Genomic DNA, 15130 nt, shown 5'->3' with positions numbered 1-15130 from the left:
CCGGTGCGGCCGCGCCCCTCGGCTCCGGTACGGGCGCGGCGATCGGCTCCCCGACGTGTCGTCCTTCCCACAGTTCTGCCCACCGCATGGCTCGCACTCACGTTTCCCCGGAGCGTGCCCGGTCGTTGAGCAGCGCGTGAGGCACGTACATGGGCGCGCACGGCGCGCGGGGGCCGCACTGGCGGCCGTACTGACATGGGCCGGACTGCTGGCCGGATGCTCCGCGGGCGGCTCGGGCCCGCTGGGCCTGGGCGGCAGACCCGGCGGAACTTCGGCACCCCGGGACGCCATCCGGGTGTCCCCGAACGACGGCAGCACCGCCGTCCCGCAGAACCAGCGGCTGCGGGTGCGGGTACCCGACGGCCGTCTGGAGAAGGTGAAGGTGGTCAAGGAACAGGACGCACAGGCCACTTTGGTGGCCGGGCATCTCAGCACCGACGGGCTGACCTGGGCGCCGGACGACGACCGGCTGGCGCTCGCCGCCAGATACACCGTGGACGCGGTGGCGCTGGACTCGGACGGGCGCCGCTCGGCCCGGCACGCGTCCTTCACCACCTACGTCCCCGGCAAACGGTTCATCGCCTACGCCACCCCGGAGAACCGCTCCCTGGTCGGCACCGGGGAGATCGTCTCCCTGGCCTTCAGCACGGACATCGTGAACAAGGCCGCCGTCGAACGCGCGGTGCGGGTCACGGCGCGGCCCGCGGTGGAGATCCGCCCCCACTGGTTCGGCAAGAACCGGCTCGACTTCCGCCCGGAGAAGTACTGGAAGCCCGGCACCAAGGTCACCGTCGACCTCGGGCTGCGGGACGTCGAGGCCGCCAAGGGTGTCTACGGGCTCCAGTCCAAGTCGTTCTCCTTCACCATCGGGCGCAGCCAGACCTCCCTGGTCGACGCGGCGGCGCACACCATGCAGGTGCGGCGCGACGGCCGGCTGCTGGCCACCGTCCCGATCACCGCGGGCGCCCCGGCGAACCCCACCTACAACGGCAAGATGGTGGTGATGGAGATGCTGGAGGAGACCCGGATGAACAGTCAGACGGTCGGCTTCGGCGGCGAGTACGACATCCCCGACGTCCCGCACGCCATGCGGCTCACCGACTCCGGCACCTTCCTGCACGGCAACTACTGGGACCCGACCGCCCCCGGTGTGGCCAACGTCAGCCATGGCTGTGTGGGCCTCAGGGACGTCCAGGGCGGCAGTTCGGACACCCCCGCCGGGTGGTTCTTCGACCGCAGCCTCGTCGGTGACGTGGTGGAGATCGTCAACAGCCAGGACAAGACCGTGGACCCCGGCAACGGGTTCGGTGGGTGGAACCTGACGTGGCAGGCATGGAAGGCGGGCTCCGCGGTGAAATAACCACCTGGGACGGCCACAGGGCGGCGCGCGGGGGGACGGTGCGGGTGCCGGGCGGAAGTTGCGACGGAACGGTGACATTCGCCTGACACCCCGCTCAAAACCGGGCAGTTAATATTCGCGCACCAAATGTGGTGGGGAGCGGGCCGAACAGGCCCTGCGAGGGGAGAACTACGTGAACGTGCGGCCGATATCGGGGGCCTCGGTGGCGAGGCGGCGGCGCGCGGCAGGGGGGCTCATAGCCGGCTCCCTGGTGCTGTCGCTCGCGGCCTGCGGCGGGGGCGGCGGCGGGGGCGGCAAGGACGACGGCAAGGGCGCCGCGACCCAGCAGGGCCGGCCCTCCACGGCCGCCGTCAGCATCGCCCCGGAGCAGGGGGCCACGGGTGTCGCCACCGACGGCGCCCTCAAAGTCAGCGCGGCCCGGGGGAAGTTGACCGAGGTCACCGTCAAGGACGCCAAGGGCGCGAAGGTCGACGGCGCCATCACGGGCGACGGCGGCTCCTGGACGCCGTCCGCCCATCTGGCCGCCGACACCAAGTACACGGTGCACGCCGTCGCCAAGGACACCGACGGCAAGAGCACCACCAAGGACTCCAGCTTCACCACCGTCACCCCGAAGAGCACCTTCACCGGCTACTTCACGCCCGAGGACGGCTCCACCGTCGGCGTCGGCATGCCGTTCTCCGTCAACTTCTCCCGGGGCATCACCCACCCCGACGCCGTCGAGAAGTCCATCAAGGTCAAGACGGACCCGCCGGTCGACGTCGAGGGCCACTGGTTCGGCAACGACCGCCTCGACTTCCGCCCCGAGAACTACTGGAAGGCCGGCACCAAGGTCACCGTCGACCTCGACCTCGACGGTGTCGAGGGCCGTGACGGCGTCTACGGCAAGCAGCACAAGACGGTGTCCTTCACCATCGGCCGCAGCCAGGTCTCCGTCGTGGACGCGAGCAAGCACACGATGAAGGTCACCCGCGACGGCAAGGTGATCAAGACCCTCCCGGTGACCACCGGCAAGCCCGGCTACGACACCTGGAACGGCCAGATGGTCATCAGCGAGAAGCTGTCCGTGACCCGGATGAACGGCGAGACGGTCGGCTACGGCGGCGAGTACGACATCAAGGACGTCCCGCACGCCATGCGCCTGACCACCTCCGGCACCTTCGCGCACGGCAACTACTGGGGCGGCGGCGCCTTCGGCAACTTCAACGCCAGCCACGGCTGCATCGGCCTGCGCGATGTGAAGGGCGGCTACGACTCCTCGACGCCGGCCGCGTGGCTCTTCAACAACTCGATCCTGGGCGACGTGGTGGTCGTCAAGCACTCCCACGAGAGGACCGTGGACCCGGGGAACGGGCTCAACGGCTGGAACATGTCCTGGGCGGACTGGAAGAAGTAGCCGGGAGAGCACCGGCGGCGGGCACCCCGCGCCCCGCAGGGGCGCGGGGAACCGCGCGAGCGACCACGACGGCCCGCAGCCGACGACGGACCGGTCTCCCCCCTGACGTGAACGCCCGCTAACCTGCGGAGCATGACCGTCACTCTTGATGTCGCCGAAGGCGTCGGCACTCTGCGTCTCGACCGCCCCCCGATGAACGCGCTGGACGTCGCCACCCAGGACCGGCTGAGGGAACTCGCCGAGGAGGCCACGCGCCGCGACGACGTGCGCGCCGTGGTGATCTACGGCGGGGAGCGGGTGTTCGCGGCGGGCGCGGACATCAAGGAGATGCAGAACATGGACCACACCGCGATGGTCCTGCGCTCCCGCGGCCTCCAGGACGCCTTCACCGCGGTGGCCCGCATCCCCAAGCCCGTCGTCGCCGCCATCACCGGCTACGCCCTCGGCGGCGGCTGCGAACTCGCCCTGTGCGCCGACTACCGCATCGCCGCCGAAAACGCCAAGCTCGGCCAGCCCGAGATCCTGCTCGGGCTGATCCCGGGCGCCGGCGGCACCCAGCGCCTGCCCCGCCTGGTCGGTCCCTCCAAGGCCAAGGACCTCATCTTCACCGGCCGGATGGTCAGGGCCGACGAGGCCCTCGCGATCGGCCTGGTGGACCGGGTCGTCCCGGCCGCCGAGGTCTACGAGCAGGCGCACACCTGGGCCGCGAAACTCGCCCAGGGCCCGGCCGTCGCGCTGCGTGCCGCCAAGGAGGCCGTCGACGTCGGCCTGGAGACCGACATCGACACCGGGCTCGCCGTCGAACGCAACTGGTTCGCGGGCCTGTTCGCCACCGAGGACCGCGAGCGCGGCATGCGCAGCTTCGTGGAGGAGGGGCCCGGAAAGGCCAAGTTCTCCTAGACGGGACGGGGTTGGCGGAGGATTCCCCGGAGTTCCTTTAAAACGCAACTGAACTCCCTTATATCCGCCAGTAGTTGACGTGTCGTCTCATACGGGTCCCTCGATGGGGCGGATTATGGGAGCCTTAAAGCGCCCTTAAGTCTGTCTGGTCGAGGGAGCCCCGCGATTGCCCGGAACTGAGTCGTCCTCGCAGCTCAGCGAGGGTGTACCGGCCAGTGACATGCCATCGGCATATGCCGATCGTCCGGTGCACAGCGGGGGCGTACGGGGGGCGTATTCCTCCGGAACGGCCCCCAAGACGCCGTGCGACGGCCATCATGGGGGCATGGCGGGGCTGGAGGGCATCGAACAGCCGCGGGGACACAGCCGCGCTTCAGCGGGGCGCTGGTCGCCCACGGTCGAGGACGAACAGGCGCTCAAGGCGCTCGAACTGTTCGGCAATCCGACGGAGCGTGAGGTGCAGCTGCCCTCCCGCCCGGAATCCGCCGCCACCGCCCGCCGCCTCGCCCAGGTCGTGGTCCTGCGCACCTGGCGGCTCACCCCCAAGCTGGCCGAGGATACGGTCCTGCTGGTGTCCGAACTGGTCGGCAACGCGGTACGGCACACCGGCGCCCGCGTCTTCGGACTGCGCATGCGCTGCCGCCCCGGCTGGATGCGCGTCGAGGTGCGCGACCCCTCCCGGGGGCTGCCCTGTCTGATGCCGGTCCAGGAGCTGGACATCAGCGGCCGGGGCCTGTTCCTGGTCGACAAGCTCTCCGACCGCTGGGGCGTCGATCTGCTGCCGCGTGGCAAGACGACCTGGTTCGAGATGCGGGTGAACGAACGGTAGCGGCGGGGCGCGGCACGCCTCCTGGCGCCAAGTCGGACAAAACGCGCTTTTCTTACCTTTCATCCCTTAAATGGCGCGGGTGACCACCACCAACCGCCGTGACGCGCTGCGCGCGGGCGCCGGACTCGTCGCGGGCGGCGCGCTCGCCGGCTGCGGCACGGGCCCGACGACCGCCGCCGCCAAGTCCACCGCCACGCGGACCGCCCCCGAGTCCGCCATGAACTCTCCTAAGACTCCTTCCGCCACCCGTCCGGCCCCCGCCCCCCGCGCCTACCCGGGACAGCCGGCCCAGATCACCCACGGCCCGCGCACCCGCCCCCGGGTCGCGCTCACCTTCCACGGCCAGGGCGACGCGGCCATCGCCCACACCCTGCTCGACACCGCCGAACGGCACGGCGCCCACCTCACCGTGCTCGCCGTCGGCACCTGGCTGGACGAACACCCCGGCATCGCCCGCCGCATCCTCGACGGCGGCCATGACCTCGGCAACCACACCCAGCGGCACATCTCCGTCAACGACCTCGCCGAGGCCGACGCCCGCAAGGAGATCACCGACTGCGCCGACCGGCTCAGACGGCTCACCGGCTCCATCGGCACCTGGTTCCGCCCGTCCCGCGCGCCCACCGCCTCCCCGCTCGTCGCCGGACTGGCCCGCCAGGTGGGCTACCCGCATGTGCTGTCGTACGACGTCGACTCGCTCGACTACACCCGTCCCGGCGCCGCCGCCGTCACCCGCAAGGTCCTCTCGGAGGTGCGCGAGGGCTCGGTGGTGAGTTTGCATTTCGGTTATGAGGACACGGTCGCGGCCCTCCCGGGCCTCCTCACGGAACTCGACCGCCGCAAACTGCGCGCCGTCACCACCACGGAGCTGCTGAGCTGATGCGAACCACGAAAGCCGCCCGCCGACTGGCCACCGGCGCCGCCCTCGCCGCCCTGGCCCTGGTGTCCGCGTGCAGCGGCCAGGGCGCACACCGCGCGAACGAGGCCATCGGCAGCAAACCGCCGGCCCAGCCGCAGGTGGACCAGGCGCGGGTGAACGTGCTGCCCGGCATGCCCCCGGTCCAGGACCCGGCGGACATCTACGCCGCGGACCGGCCGGGGCTGCTCTCCCCGGTGGTCAAGGACTTCCCCTCCCGGGTGTACGTGCCCAACACCAACTCCGACACCGTCACCGTCATCGACCCCGCCACCTACAAGGTCATCGAAACCATCCCGGTCGGCCGCCAGCCCCAGCACGTGGTGCCCTCCTGGGACCTGAAGACCCTGTGGGTCAACAACGACCTCGGCAACAGCCTCACCCCCCTCGACCCGCGCACCGGCAAGGCGGGCAAGCCGGTCGCCGTGCACGACCCGTACAACCTGTACTTCACGCCCGACGGCAAGTACGCGATCGTGATGGCCTCCATGGACCGCCAACTGGTCTTCCGCGACGCCCACACCATGAGGACCGTCAAGGCGGTGCCGGTCAGCTGCTACGGCGTCAACCACGCGGACTTCTCCCGCGACGGCCGCTACTTCATCGTCTCCTGCGAGTTCAGCGGCGAGGTCCTCAAGGTCGACACCGCGCGGATGGCGGTGGTCGGCCAGGAGAAGCTTCCCGTGCACGGCTCCATGCCGCAGGACGTCAAGGTCTCCCCGGACGGCAAGCGGTTCTACATCGCCGACATGATGGCCAACGGGGTGTGGGTCCTGGACGGCGACCGGTTCACCAGGCCCACCCTGCTCCCCACCGGCAAGGGCGCGCACGGCCTCTACGTCAGCCGCGACTCCCGGGAGATGTACGTCTCCAACCGGGGCGAGGGCACCATCTCGATCTTCGACTTCGCCCGGAACAAGCTCACCAAGAAGTGGGTGCTGCCCGGCGGCGGCAGCCCCGACATGGGCGGCGTCTCCGCCGACGGCAAGGTCCTGTGGCTGTCCGGCCGCTACGACGCCGAGGTGTACGCCATCGACACCCGCACCGGCAAGGAGCTGGCCCGCATCCCGGTCGGCAGCGGACCGCACGGACTCGCGGTCTATCCCCAGCCGGGCCGCTACTCACTGGGGCACACGGGCGTCTTCCGCTGAGCCGGGGAGCCGAAGCAGCAGCTCCGCGCCGACCACGTCGTAACCGGCCGCCTGGAACGCCCGCAGACTCCGGGCGTTCCCCGGCGCCACCTGCGCCCACAGCGGCTCCTCGGCGAGCCGCCGGGCCGCGCCCGCCAGCCGCCGTCCCAGGCCCCGCTCCCGGGCCGTCTCGTCCACCTCCACCGAGACCTCGAGTCGGCCGGCCGTCCCGCGGCCCGTCACCAGCACCCCGCCATCCGCCTGCCAGGCCCGCACCTCGTCGCGGCGCTCGCGCGCGTACCGGATCCGGGGATGACCGGCGTCCCGGATCTCCGTCAGCGCGAGCGCGGGGACGCCGGGGAGCGGGCCGGCCACCAGCACCGCGTCCACCGTCTCCGCCTGCCGCCCGGTGCGCTCCAGCAGCGCGGCCAGGAAGCGCGGGTGCAGGGCGGCCGACAGGGGATCGCAGTCCAGGCCGCGCAGCGTGTCGTACACCCAGGCGGGGTCCTCGTCCGTGACGACGACGGAGTGCGCGGTGAACGCCAGGACGCCCGCGTGCCGGGGCCCGGGCTGCGGCAGGACCGTCGTACGGCCGTCCGCCTGCGGGAACACGCCCCGCGCCACCCTGTCGAGGATCTCCCGCACCGACTCCACGACGCCCCCCTTGAGTCTCCACCCGCTGGAAGGCCCAGACTCCCAGACATGAACGACGACGGCACCGGACTTCTCACCATCGGCGAGCTGGCACGGGCCACCGGACTGACCGTGCGCACCATCCGCTACTGGTCGGACGAGGGCGTGCTCACCCCGGTGGCCCGCTCCGCGGGCGGCTACCGGCTGTACGACGCCGAGGGCGTCGCCCGCCTGGAGCTGATCCGGACCCTGCGCGAACTGGGGGTCGGCCTGGACGACGTGCGACAGGTGCTGGCGGGAGAGCGGACCGTGGCACAGGTCGCGGCGACGCATGTGGCCGCGCTGGACGCGCAGATCAGCTCGCTGAAGGTGACCCGTGCGGTGCTGTCGTCGGTCGCACGGCATGACTCGACCGCGAAGGAGACGACCCTGATGAACAAACTGGCCCGGCTGTCGGCGGCCGAACGGCAGCGGATCATGGCGGAGTTCGTGACGGAGGCCCTCCAGGGGCTCGACGCCGTGGATCCCGAGGTGCGGGAGCGGCTGCGCGCCACCACGGTCGACCTGGCGGCGGACCCGACCCCGGAAGAGGTGGACGCGTGGGTGGAGTTGGCGGAGATGCTCCAGGACCCGGAGTTCCGCGCGCAGATGCGCCGGGCGATGGAGCTCAACTCGGCGGACGGGACACCGGGGGAGGCACGCGGCCGTTCGCTCTGGTTCGCCAAGCGGCTGGTGGAGCTGGTGGCCCCGGCCCGCGAGCGCGGCATCACCCCGGAGTCACCGGACGCGGAGCCCGTCCTGCGTGAACTGTTCGGTGACGCCCCGCGCGCGGACGTCCTGGAGCGCATGGCGGCCGGCTTCAACGAACGGGTCGCCCGGTACCGCGAACTCATCGCCGTCGTCAACCGCGCCCCCGCCTCGCCGCACGCCGAGGACTTCGCCTGGGTGGTCGCCGCACTGCGCGCCCGCACGGACAGCTAATCTGACCAGCGTCAGTACGCCTGCATGGGCACACGAAACACGAGCAAAAGGGGCGGATCGGTGGCGGACATCGAGGAAGCACGCAAGGAATTCCAGCGGATCGACGTGGACGGCGACGGGTTCATCACCGCCGCCGAATTCAAGTCCGCCCTGGCCCAGGGAGGCGACTGGAACGTCACCGACACGGTCGCCGAAGCCATCATCAAATCCCGTGACCTCAACGGCGACCAGGTCCTGTCCTTCGACGAGTTCTGGACCTACCTGAACAAGTGAAACGGTCGGCAGGGGTGCCCCGTCCTCCGGAAGCGGGCACCCCTGCGCACCTCAGCCGCCCGCCCACTCCTTGAGCGCCGCCTCGGAGGCGAAGTCGGCCAGGTCCTTGTCGTGAGGCTGGCTCGCGTATTGGTGGAAAAGCCATTTGGCCTTGATGCGGGGCTTGCCCGCGGTGACGTAGTCGGCGATCCAGAGACCGTCGCCCGCGTACGAGGTGCGGTCGATGTTCAGCCAGAAGTCTCTGTTGGTGTAGAGCACGACCTTGTTGTGCGGCCGCAGTTGTTTCAGTTTGCGGATGAAGCTGTCCTTGTCCGCGTTGCTGGCGTGCGTGCCGTCGCTCGTGGATTCCCAGTCGACGGCCAGGATGTCGCCGGCGCGTTCGGGGGTGTGCTGGAGGAAGTAGTCGGCCTGGGCGGTGAGGTTGCCCGGCCACAGGAAGTGATAGAAACCCACGACCAGTCCGGCGTCGCGGCCGGTCTTGGTCTGCGCGGTGAGGCGGGGGTTCACATACGAACGGCCCTCGGTCGCCTTCATGAAGACGAAAGAGAGCCCGTCCGTGTCATATGACGTGGACTGGAACGAACTTACGTCGATGCCGTGGAGCATGCAGAGTTTGTGCCCCCCGCACGGCCCCCCGGAAACGTGCCCCCGGTCGCGGGGCGATTCAGTCGCCAGATCAGATCGATTCCGCAGCCGGACGGAGCCGCCGGCGGTGGCGCCTGCTCACGCCGGAGCTCGGTGAAGCCCAACCGGCGCGGAACGGCGCGACTGGGGGCGTTCGCCACGTCGTGCGCGATCTCCAGGTACCCCACGTCCGCCAGCGCGAACATCTCCTTCGCCAGCGCCGCCGTCGCCCTCGTGGCGATGCCCCGCCCCAGGGCGCAGGGGTGCAGCCAGTACCCCAGCCGGCATCCCCTGGGCTCGGCGCGATACGCCTGGCACATGCCGATGAGCTCGCCGTTCTCGGCGACGACATAGTTGTAGAGCTCGCCGCTCTCCCACTTCGTCTCGGAACTCGCCAGCAGTTCCCGGGTGCTTTGCTCGTCATGGCCGTCGGCCCACGGCATCCACGGCCGCAGATGATCCCGGGATTGCTCTATCAACGTGAACAGTTGAACGAAATCACGCTGCCCCCGTAAACGCCGGAGGACGAATTCCCCGCACTCGATGAGCTGACTCGGTCGGTCCATGGAACCATGATTGTTCCGCGGACCGATCAAGTAAATGTGCGATCACGTAAAGCTCAGCACTCGATGATGTTCACCGCGAGCCCGCCCCGCGCCGTCTCCTTGTACTTCACGGACATGTCCGCGCCGGTCTCCTTCATGGTCTTGATGACCTTGTCGAGGGAGACCATGTGCGAACCGTCGCCGCGCATCGCCATCTTGGCCGCCGTGACCGCCTTCACCGCGGCCATGCCGTTGCGCTCGATGCACGGGATCTGGACGAGACCGCCGACCGGGTCGCAGGTCAGGCCCAGGTTGTGCTCCATGCCGATCTCGGCCGCGTTCTCCACCTGTTCGGGGGTGCCGCCCAGCACCTCGGCGAGCGCGCCCGCCGCCATGGAGCAGGCGGAGCCGACCTCGCCCTGGCAGCCGACCTCGGCGCCGGAGATGGAGGCGTTCTCCTTGAAGAGCATGCCGATCGCGCCCGCGGACAGCAGGAAGCGGACCACACCGTCCTCGTCCGCGCCCGGCACGAAGTTGATGTAGTAGTGCAGCACCGCGGGGATGATGCCGGCCGCGCCGTTCGTCGGGGCGGTCACCACCCGGCCGCCGGCCGCGTTCTCCTCGTTCACCGCCATCGCGTAGAGCGTGATCCACTCCATCGCCCGCGCGAGCGGCTCGCCCTCGGCCCGCAGCTGGCGCGCGGAGACGGCCGCCCGGCGGCGGACCTTGAGCCCGCCCGGCAGGATGCCCTCACGGGTCAGACCGCGCTGCACGCACGCCCGCATCACCCGCCAGATCTCCAGCAGGCCCTCGCGGATCTCGTCCTCGGTGCGCCAGGCCCGCTCGTTCTCCAGCATCAGGGAGGAGATCGACAGGCCGGTCTCCTTGGTCAGGCGCAGCAGCTCGTCGCCCGTGCGGAAGGGGTACTTCAGGACCGTGTCGTCCAGCACGATCCGGTCCGCGCCGACCGCGTCCTCGTCCACGACGAAGCCGCCGCCGACCGAGTAGTACGTCTTGCTGAGCAGCTCCGCGCCCGAGGCGTCGTACGCCCATATCGTCATGCCGTTGGCGTGGTACGGCAGGGCCTTGCGGCGGTGCAGCACCAGGTCGTCGTCGAAGGCGAAGGCGATCTCGTGCTCGCCGAGGAGCGAGAGACGGCCCGACTTCTTGATCGACTCCACCCGCTCGTCGGCGGATTCCACGTCGACCGTGCGCGGGGAGGCACCCTCCAGGCCGAGCAGCACCGCCTTGGGGGTGCCGTGGCCGTGTCCGGTCGCGCCGAGCGAGCCGTACAGCTCGCAGCGCAGGGAGGCGACCGAGGCCAGCAGTTCCTCGTTGCGCAGCCGGTGCGCGAACATGCGCGCCGCGCGCATCGGGCCGACCGTGTGGGAGCTGGACGGGCCGATGCCGATCGAGAACAGGTCGAAGACCGAGATGGCCACGGTCACTCCTTGGGGCAGTGGTGGGGCACTCGACGGTGAGTGCCCCACCGGGGAATTACTTGGACAGACCCGGGTACAGCGGGTGCTTGTCGGCCAGGGCCTTGACCCGTGCCTTCAGCGACTCTGCGTCGTAGGACGGCTTCAGCGCCTCAGCGATCACGTCCGCGACCTCGGCGAAGTCCTCGGCCGTGAAGCCGCGGGTCGCGAGCGCGGGCGTGCCGATCCGCAGGCCCGAGGTGACCATCGGGGGACGCGGGTCGTTCGGGACCGCGTTGCGGTTGACCGTGATGCCGACCTCGTGCAGCCGGTCCTCGGCCTGCTGGCCGTCCAGCTCGGAGGCGCGCAGGTCGACCAGGATCAGATGCACGTCCGTACCACCGGAGAGCACATTGACCCCGGCGGCGCGGGCGTCCTCGGCCGTCAGCCGCTCGGCGAGGATACGGGCACCCTCCACCGTACGGCGCTGGCGCTCCTTGAAGCCCTCGGAGGCCGCGACCTTGAAGGACACCGCCTTCGCCGCGATCACGTGCTCCAGGGGACCGCCCTGGAAGCCCGGGAAGACGGACGAGTTCAGCTTCTTCGCGAACTCCTTCTTCGCGAGGATGATGCCGCCGCGCGGGCCGCCCAGGGTCTTGTGCGTCGTGGAGGTGACCACGTCCGCGTGCTCGACCGGGTTCGGGTGCAGTCCGGCGGCGACCAGGCCGGCGAAGTGCGCCATGTCGACCCACAGGTACGCCTCGACCTCGTCGGCGATCCGGCGGAACGCGGCGAAGTCCAGCTCGCGGGGGTACGCCGACCAGCCCGCGATGATGACCTTGGGGCGGTGCTCCTTGGCGAGCCGCTCGACCTCGGCCATGTCGACCAGGCCGCTCTCCTCGTCCACGTGGTACGCGACCACGTTGAACTGCTTCCCGGAGAAGTTCAGCCGCATGCCGTGGGTCAGGTGGCCGCCGTGCGCCAGGTCCAGGCCGAGGATGGTGTCCCCGGGCTGGGCCAGCGCGAACAGGGCCGCCTGGTTGGCGGAGGCGCCGGAGTGGGGCTGGACGTTGGCGTACTCGGCGCCGAACAGCTCCTTGATCCGGTCGATGGCGATCTGCTCGGCCACGTCGACGTGCTCACAGCCGCCGTAGTAGCGGCGGCCCGGGTAGCCCTCGGCGTACTTGTTGGTGAGGACCGAGCCCTGGGCCTCCATCACCGCGAGCGGCGCGAAGTTCTCGGACGCGATCATCTCCAGCGTGGACTGCTGGCGGAGCAGCTCGGCGTCGACCGCGGCGGCGATCTCCGGGTCCAGCTCGTGCAGGGGCGTGTTCAGAACAGTCATACGGCTACGACTCCTCAGCCGGCGATGTGGGCGTCGTACTCGGCGGCGGAGAGCAGGTCGGCCGGCTCACCCGCGACACGTACCTTGAACAGCCAGCCGCCCTCGAAGGGCTCGGAGTTCACCAGCGAGGGGTCGTCGACGACGTTCTCGTTGATCGCGGTGACCTCGCCGGTGACCGGGGAGTACAGGTCGGAGACCGACTTGGTGGACTCCAGCTCACCGCAGGTCTCGCCCGCCTCGACGGTGGAGCCGACCTCGGGGAGCTGGGCGTAGACCACATCGCCGAGCGCGTTGGCCGCGAACTCGGTGATGCCGACCGTCGAGACGCCGTTGTCGGCGGCCGACAGCCACTCGTGCTCCTTGCTGTAGCGCAGCTGCTGGGGGTTGCTCATGGCCTGAATTCTCCTGTACGCGCGGGAGTGCTGATGACGGTAGGACGCTGGTGACCGCCGGTGGGCGGGCGAATGTGCGCAGGGTCACGTGCCCGCCCGTCGGGGGCGGGGGCGTAACCGGGCTCGCTGTCTACTTCTGGCGCTTGTAGAACGGCAGCGCGACGACCTCGTAGGGCTCGTGCGTACCGCGGATGTCCACGCCGACGCCCTCGGTGCCGGGCGCGGCGTGCGCCGCGTCGACATAGGCCATGGCGATCGGCTTGCCCAGGGTGGGGGAGGGGGCGCCCGAGGTGACCTCGCCGATGACCTTGCCGCCGGCGACGACCGGGTACCCGGCGCGCGGGACCCGACGACCCTCGGCGATCAGGCCGACCAGCACCCGCGGGGGGTTCTGCGCGGCACGCTCGGCGGCCTCGACGAGCGCGGCGCGCCCCACGAAGTCGCCCTCCTTCTCGAACTTGACCACCCGGCCGAGCCCGGCGTCGAAGGGGGTCAGCGAGGTGTTCAGCTCGTGCCCGTACAGCGGCATGCCCGCCTCCAGGCGCAGCGTGTCGCGGCAGGACAGGCCGCAGGGCACCAGGCCTGCGCCCTCGCCGGCCTCGGTCAGCGCCTGCCACAGCTCGACGGCGTGCTCGGGCTTCACGAACAGCTCGAAGCCGTCCTCGCCGGTGTAGCCGGTGCGGGCGATCAGCGCGGGGACGCCGGCCACGGTGCCGGGCAGGCCCGCGTAGTACTTCAGACCGTCCAGGTCGGCGTCGGTGAGGGACTTCAGGATGCCGGGGGAGGCCGGGCCCTGGATCGCGAGCAGGGCGTAGGCGTCCCGGTCGTCGCGCACCTCGACGTCGAGACCGCCGGAGCGCTCCACCAGCGCGTCCAGGACCACCTGGGCGTTGGAGGCGTTGGCGACGACCATGTACTCGGTCTCGGCGAGCCGGTAGACGATCAGGTCGTCCAGGATGCCGCCGTCGGCCCGCACGATCATCGTGTAGCGGGCGCGGCCGACGCCGACGGAGGCGATGTTGCCGACCAGGGCCAGGTTCAGGAAGTCGGCGGCCTCGGGGCCGGTGACCGTGATCTCGCCCATGTGGGAGAGGTCGAACAGGCCCGCCTTGGTCCGCACGGCCACGTGCTCGTCGCGCTCGGAGCCGTAGCGCAGGGGCATGTCCCAGCCCGCGAAGTCGGTCATCGTCGCACCGAGCGAGCGGTGCACGGCGTCCAGCGCGGTGTGTCGGAGTTCGGTACTGCTCATCGGTCGGTCGTCTCCCAGGGCAACAGGGATGGGGCGAGGAACGTTCCTCCCCATCTGTCATCGGAACCTGAGAGGTTCGCCGGGACCGCCACGGAGGCGACCACGGTTTGCACCTTGGGTGGGGCAGCCGTCATGGCGGCCCGCTTTTCAGATGTGCCTCGCCCGCGCGGTAACGGGGCCTGAGAGATTCAAGGGAGGGACTTGCTCCTTCGGCGCCCCAGCGAAGCCTGCTGGGGACTCTCCCGCGCGGATTCAAACGGCCGGTATGCAGTTGGCGCGCACATCATTGCACGTCGGGCCCCCGCCCGTCAGGGGCCGCATCCGTAACCGAGCTGTGGCGGTACGCGCACCCGCCCGCGGCACACCGGACATTACCTTCCCTTTACTTCCACCGGGCATGGAGATGACGAACCACAAGGGGAGGACGATCACGGTGAACAGGACCATGGCGCAGGCGGCCCGTATCCCGGCGCCGAGAAGCCCCGCGGCCCGCGAGCGGGTGGCCGCCCGCCCCACGCCTCCCGCGCCCCCCGTGCTCGACCTGCGCGACCGGGCCGCCCCGGGCCCGGACACCCTCCGCTTCGGCCCCCGCGACATCGTGGTGCTCACCGGCCTGCCCGGCAGCGGCAAGTCCACGCTGATGCGCCGCGCGGTCACCGCCCGCCGCGTCGACTCCCAGGACACCCGGGCCCGCTTCGCCGCCCGCCTGCCCCGCCTCCTGCCGTACGCCCTCTACCGCCCCCTGGTGCGCGCCGCGCACTACCGGGCGCTGCGCCGCGCCCTGCGCGCGGGGGCGGCCCTGGTGGTGCACGACTGCGGCACCCAGCCCTGGGTGCGCGCCTGGCTGGCCCGCGCGGCCCGCCGCTCCGGCGCCACCCTGCATCTGCTCCTGCTGGACGTGCCCGAGGAAACGGCCCGAGCGGGCCAGCGCGAACGCGGCCGCACCGTCTCCCGCCGCGCCTTCGGCCGCCACCGGCGTACGACGGCCCGGCTGCTGCGGGCGGTCGGGCGGGGCGAGGTGCCCGCGGGCTGCGGCTCCGCGGTGCTGCTCGACCGGCCCGCGGCGGACGCCGTACAGCGGATCGTGTTCACGGAGTACGGCTCTGTCACCGGTACCCGTTAGCCTTCATGGTCACAAC

The 15130-nt window shown here is 70.7% G+C and carries 16 protein-coding genes and 2 riboswitches; of the genes, 9 read left to right on the top strand and 7 right to left on the bottom strand.

The annotated features are described in order from the left end of the window. Positions 1-136: 136 nt before the first annotated feature. The 6 genes from HEP81_RS12840 to HEP81_RS12815 all read left to right on the top strand — a co-directional run bounded on the left by HEP81_RS12840 (position 137) and on the right by HEP81_RS12815 (position 6552). The gene (locus tag HEP81_RS12840) at positions 137-1360 is read left to right on the top strand and encodes a L,D-transpeptidase (RefSeq protein WP_078967432.1); all 1224 of its coding nucleotides are present in this window, start codon (positions 137-139) and stop codon (positions 1358-1360) included. Between the two features lie 172 nt (positions 1361-1532). Continuing rightward, entirely contained in the window at positions 1533-2756 is a 1224-nt protein-coding gene (locus tag HEP81_RS12835; RefSeq protein WP_190275989.1) for a L,D-transpeptidase, read from the top strand. Positions 2757-2888: 132 nt separating this feature from the next. Beyond that, a complete protein-coding gene (locus tag HEP81_RS12830; RefSeq protein WP_037657165.1) occupies positions 2889-3656 on the top strand; it encodes an enoyl-CoA hydratase/isomerase family protein in 768 nt (255 codons plus the stop codon). 220 nt (positions 3657-3876) lie between these two features. Next, on the top strand, positions 3877-4485 hold the full coding sequence (locus HEP81_RS12825) for an ATP-binding protein (RefSeq protein WP_086807009.1): 609 nt from the start codon (positions 3877-3879) through the stop codon (positions 4483-4485). Positions 4486-4555: 70 nt separating this feature from the next. Beyond that, positions 4556-5365, top strand: a complete 810-nt coding sequence (locus HEP81_RS12820; protein WP_037657167.1) for a polysaccharide deacetylase family protein — start codon at positions 4556-4558, stop codon at positions 5363-5365. Then, positions 5365-6552, top strand: coding sequence for a YncE family protein (locus HEP81_RS12815; protein WP_037657169.1), 1188 nt, complete (start codon positions 5365-5367; stop codon positions 6550-6552). Before HEP81_RS12820 ends, HEP81_RS12815 begins: the two co-directional genes overlap by 1 nt. Here the strand turns inward: HEP81_RS12815 and HEP81_RS12810 are convergent. After that, positions 6523-7185, bottom strand: coding sequence for a GNAT family N-acetyltransferase (locus HEP81_RS12810; RefSeq protein WP_037657171.1), 663 nt, complete (start codon positions 7183-7185; stop codon positions 6523-6525). The two genes, HEP81_RS12815 and HEP81_RS12810, sit on opposite strands and share 30 nt — an antisense overlap. A 48-nt stretch (positions 7186-7233) precedes the next feature. Between HEP81_RS12810 and HEP81_RS12805 the strand changes: the two genes are divergently transcribed. Then, positions 7234-8145, top strand: coding sequence for a helix-turn-helix domain-containing protein (locus tag HEP81_RS12805; RefSeq protein WP_037657172.1), 912 nt, complete (start codon positions 7234-7236; stop codon positions 8143-8145). Between the two features lie 60 nt (positions 8146-8205). Beyond that, positions 8206-8418, top strand: coding sequence for an EF-hand domain-containing protein (locus tag HEP81_RS12800; protein WP_037657174.1), 213 nt, complete (start codon positions 8206-8208; stop codon positions 8416-8418). A 51-nt stretch (positions 8419-8469) separates the two neighbouring features. Here HEP81_RS12800 and HEP81_RS12795 read toward each other — a convergent pair whose 3' ends face one another. From HEP81_RS12795 to gcvT, 6 genes are all read right to left on the bottom strand, one after another. Beyond that, the gene (locus tag HEP81_RS12795; protein ID WP_037657175.1) at positions 8470-9024 is read right to left on the bottom strand and encodes a GH25 family lysozyme; all 555 of its coding nucleotides are present in this window, start codon (positions 9022-9024) and stop codon (positions 8470-8472) included. Then, the gene (locus tag HEP81_RS12790) at positions 9003-9608 is read right to left on the bottom strand and encodes a GNAT family N-acetyltransferase (RefSeq protein WP_063755242.1); all 606 of its coding nucleotides are present in this window, start codon (positions 9606-9608) and stop codon (positions 9003-9005) included. The genes HEP81_RS12795 and HEP81_RS12790 overlap by 22 nt, the downstream gene beginning before the upstream one ends. A 53-nt stretch (positions 9609-9661) precedes the next feature. Next, entirely contained in the window at positions 9662-11029 is a 1368-nt protein-coding gene (locus tag HEP81_RS12785) for an L-serine ammonia-lyase (RefSeq protein ID WP_037657177.1), read from the bottom strand. 55 nt (positions 11030-11084) lie between these two features. Next, complete coding sequence (gene glyA / locus HEP81_RS12780; protein ID WP_037657179.1) at positions 11085-12350, bottom strand: serine hydroxymethyltransferase; 1266 nt, start codon at positions 12348-12350, stop codon at positions 11085-11087. A 14-nt stretch (positions 12351-12364) separates the two neighbouring features. Further along, positions 12365-12742: a glycine cleavage system protein GcvH gene (gcvH, locus tag HEP81_RS12775; RefSeq protein WP_037657181.1), complete on the bottom strand. Its 378-nt coding sequence runs from the start codon at positions 12740-12742 to the stop codon at positions 12365-12367. 130 nt (positions 12743-12872) lie between these two features. Further along, positions 12873-13991 (bottom strand): glycine cleavage system aminomethyltransferase GcvT, encoded by a 1119-nt coding sequence (gcvT, locus tag HEP81_RS12770; RefSeq protein ID WP_037657182.1) that lies wholly within the window; start codon positions 13989-13991, stop codon positions 12873-12875. 44 nt (positions 13992-14035) lie between these two features. Beyond that, a riboswitch (glycine riboswitch) is annotated at positions 14036-14148 on the bottom strand. Then, positions 14149-14246, bottom strand: a riboswitch (glycine riboswitch). Between the two features lie 178 nt (positions 14247-14424). Here gcvT and HEP81_RS12765 point away from each other — a divergent pair. After that, entirely contained in the window at positions 14425-15114 is a 690-nt protein-coding gene (locus HEP81_RS12765; protein ID WP_037657307.1) for an AAA family ATPase, read from the top strand. Positions 15115-15130 lie beyond the last annotated feature (16 nt).

It is taken from the genome of Streptomyces griseofuscus (genome assembly GCF_014673495.1).
GTDB lineage: Bacteria > Actinomycetota > Actinomycetes > Streptomycetales > Streptomycetaceae > Streptomyces > Streptomyces murinus.
Note: the sequence above shows the minus strand (reverse complement) of the source record. Positions and strands in the feature narration are given on the sequence as shown.

Coding starts and splice junctions, on each gene's coding strand:
- gcvT (WP_037657182.1), bottom strand. CDS start 13,991: ATGAGCAGTACCGAACTCCGACACACCGCGCTGGACGCCGTGCACCGC.
- gcvH (WP_037657181.1), bottom strand. CDS start 12,742: ATGAGCAACCCCCAGCAGCTGCGCTACAGCAAGGAGCACGAGTGGCTG.
- HEP81_RS12815 (WP_037657169.1), top strand. CDS start 5,365: ATGCGAACCACGAAAGCCGCCCGCCGACTGGCCACCGGCGCCGCCCTC.
- HEP81_RS12825 (WP_086807009.1), top strand. CDS start 3,877: ATGCCATCGGCATATGCCGATCGTCCGGTGCACAGCGGGGGCGTACGG.
- HEP81_RS12805 (WP_037657172.1), top strand. CDS start 7,234: ATGAACGACGACGGCACCGGACTTCTCACCATCGGCGAGCTGGCACGG.
- HEP81_RS12820 (WP_037657167.1), top strand. CDS start 4,556: ATGGCGCGGGTGACCACCACCAACCGCCGTGACGCGCTGCGCGCGGGC.
- HEP81_RS12830 (WP_037657165.1), top strand. CDS start 2,889: ATGACCGTCACTCTTGATGTCGCCGAAGGCGTCGGCACTCTGCGTCTC.
- glyA (WP_037657179.1), bottom strand. CDS start 12,350: ATGACTGTTCTGAACACGCCCCTGCACGAGCTGGACCCGGAGATCGCC.
- HEP81_RS12790 (WP_063755242.1), bottom strand. CDS start 9,608: ATGGACCGACCGAGTCAGCTCATCGAGTGCGGGGAATTCGTCCTCCGG.
- HEP81_RS12795 (WP_037657175.1), bottom strand. CDS start 9,024: ATGCTCCACGGCATCGACGTAAGTTCGTTCCAGTCCACGTCATATGAC.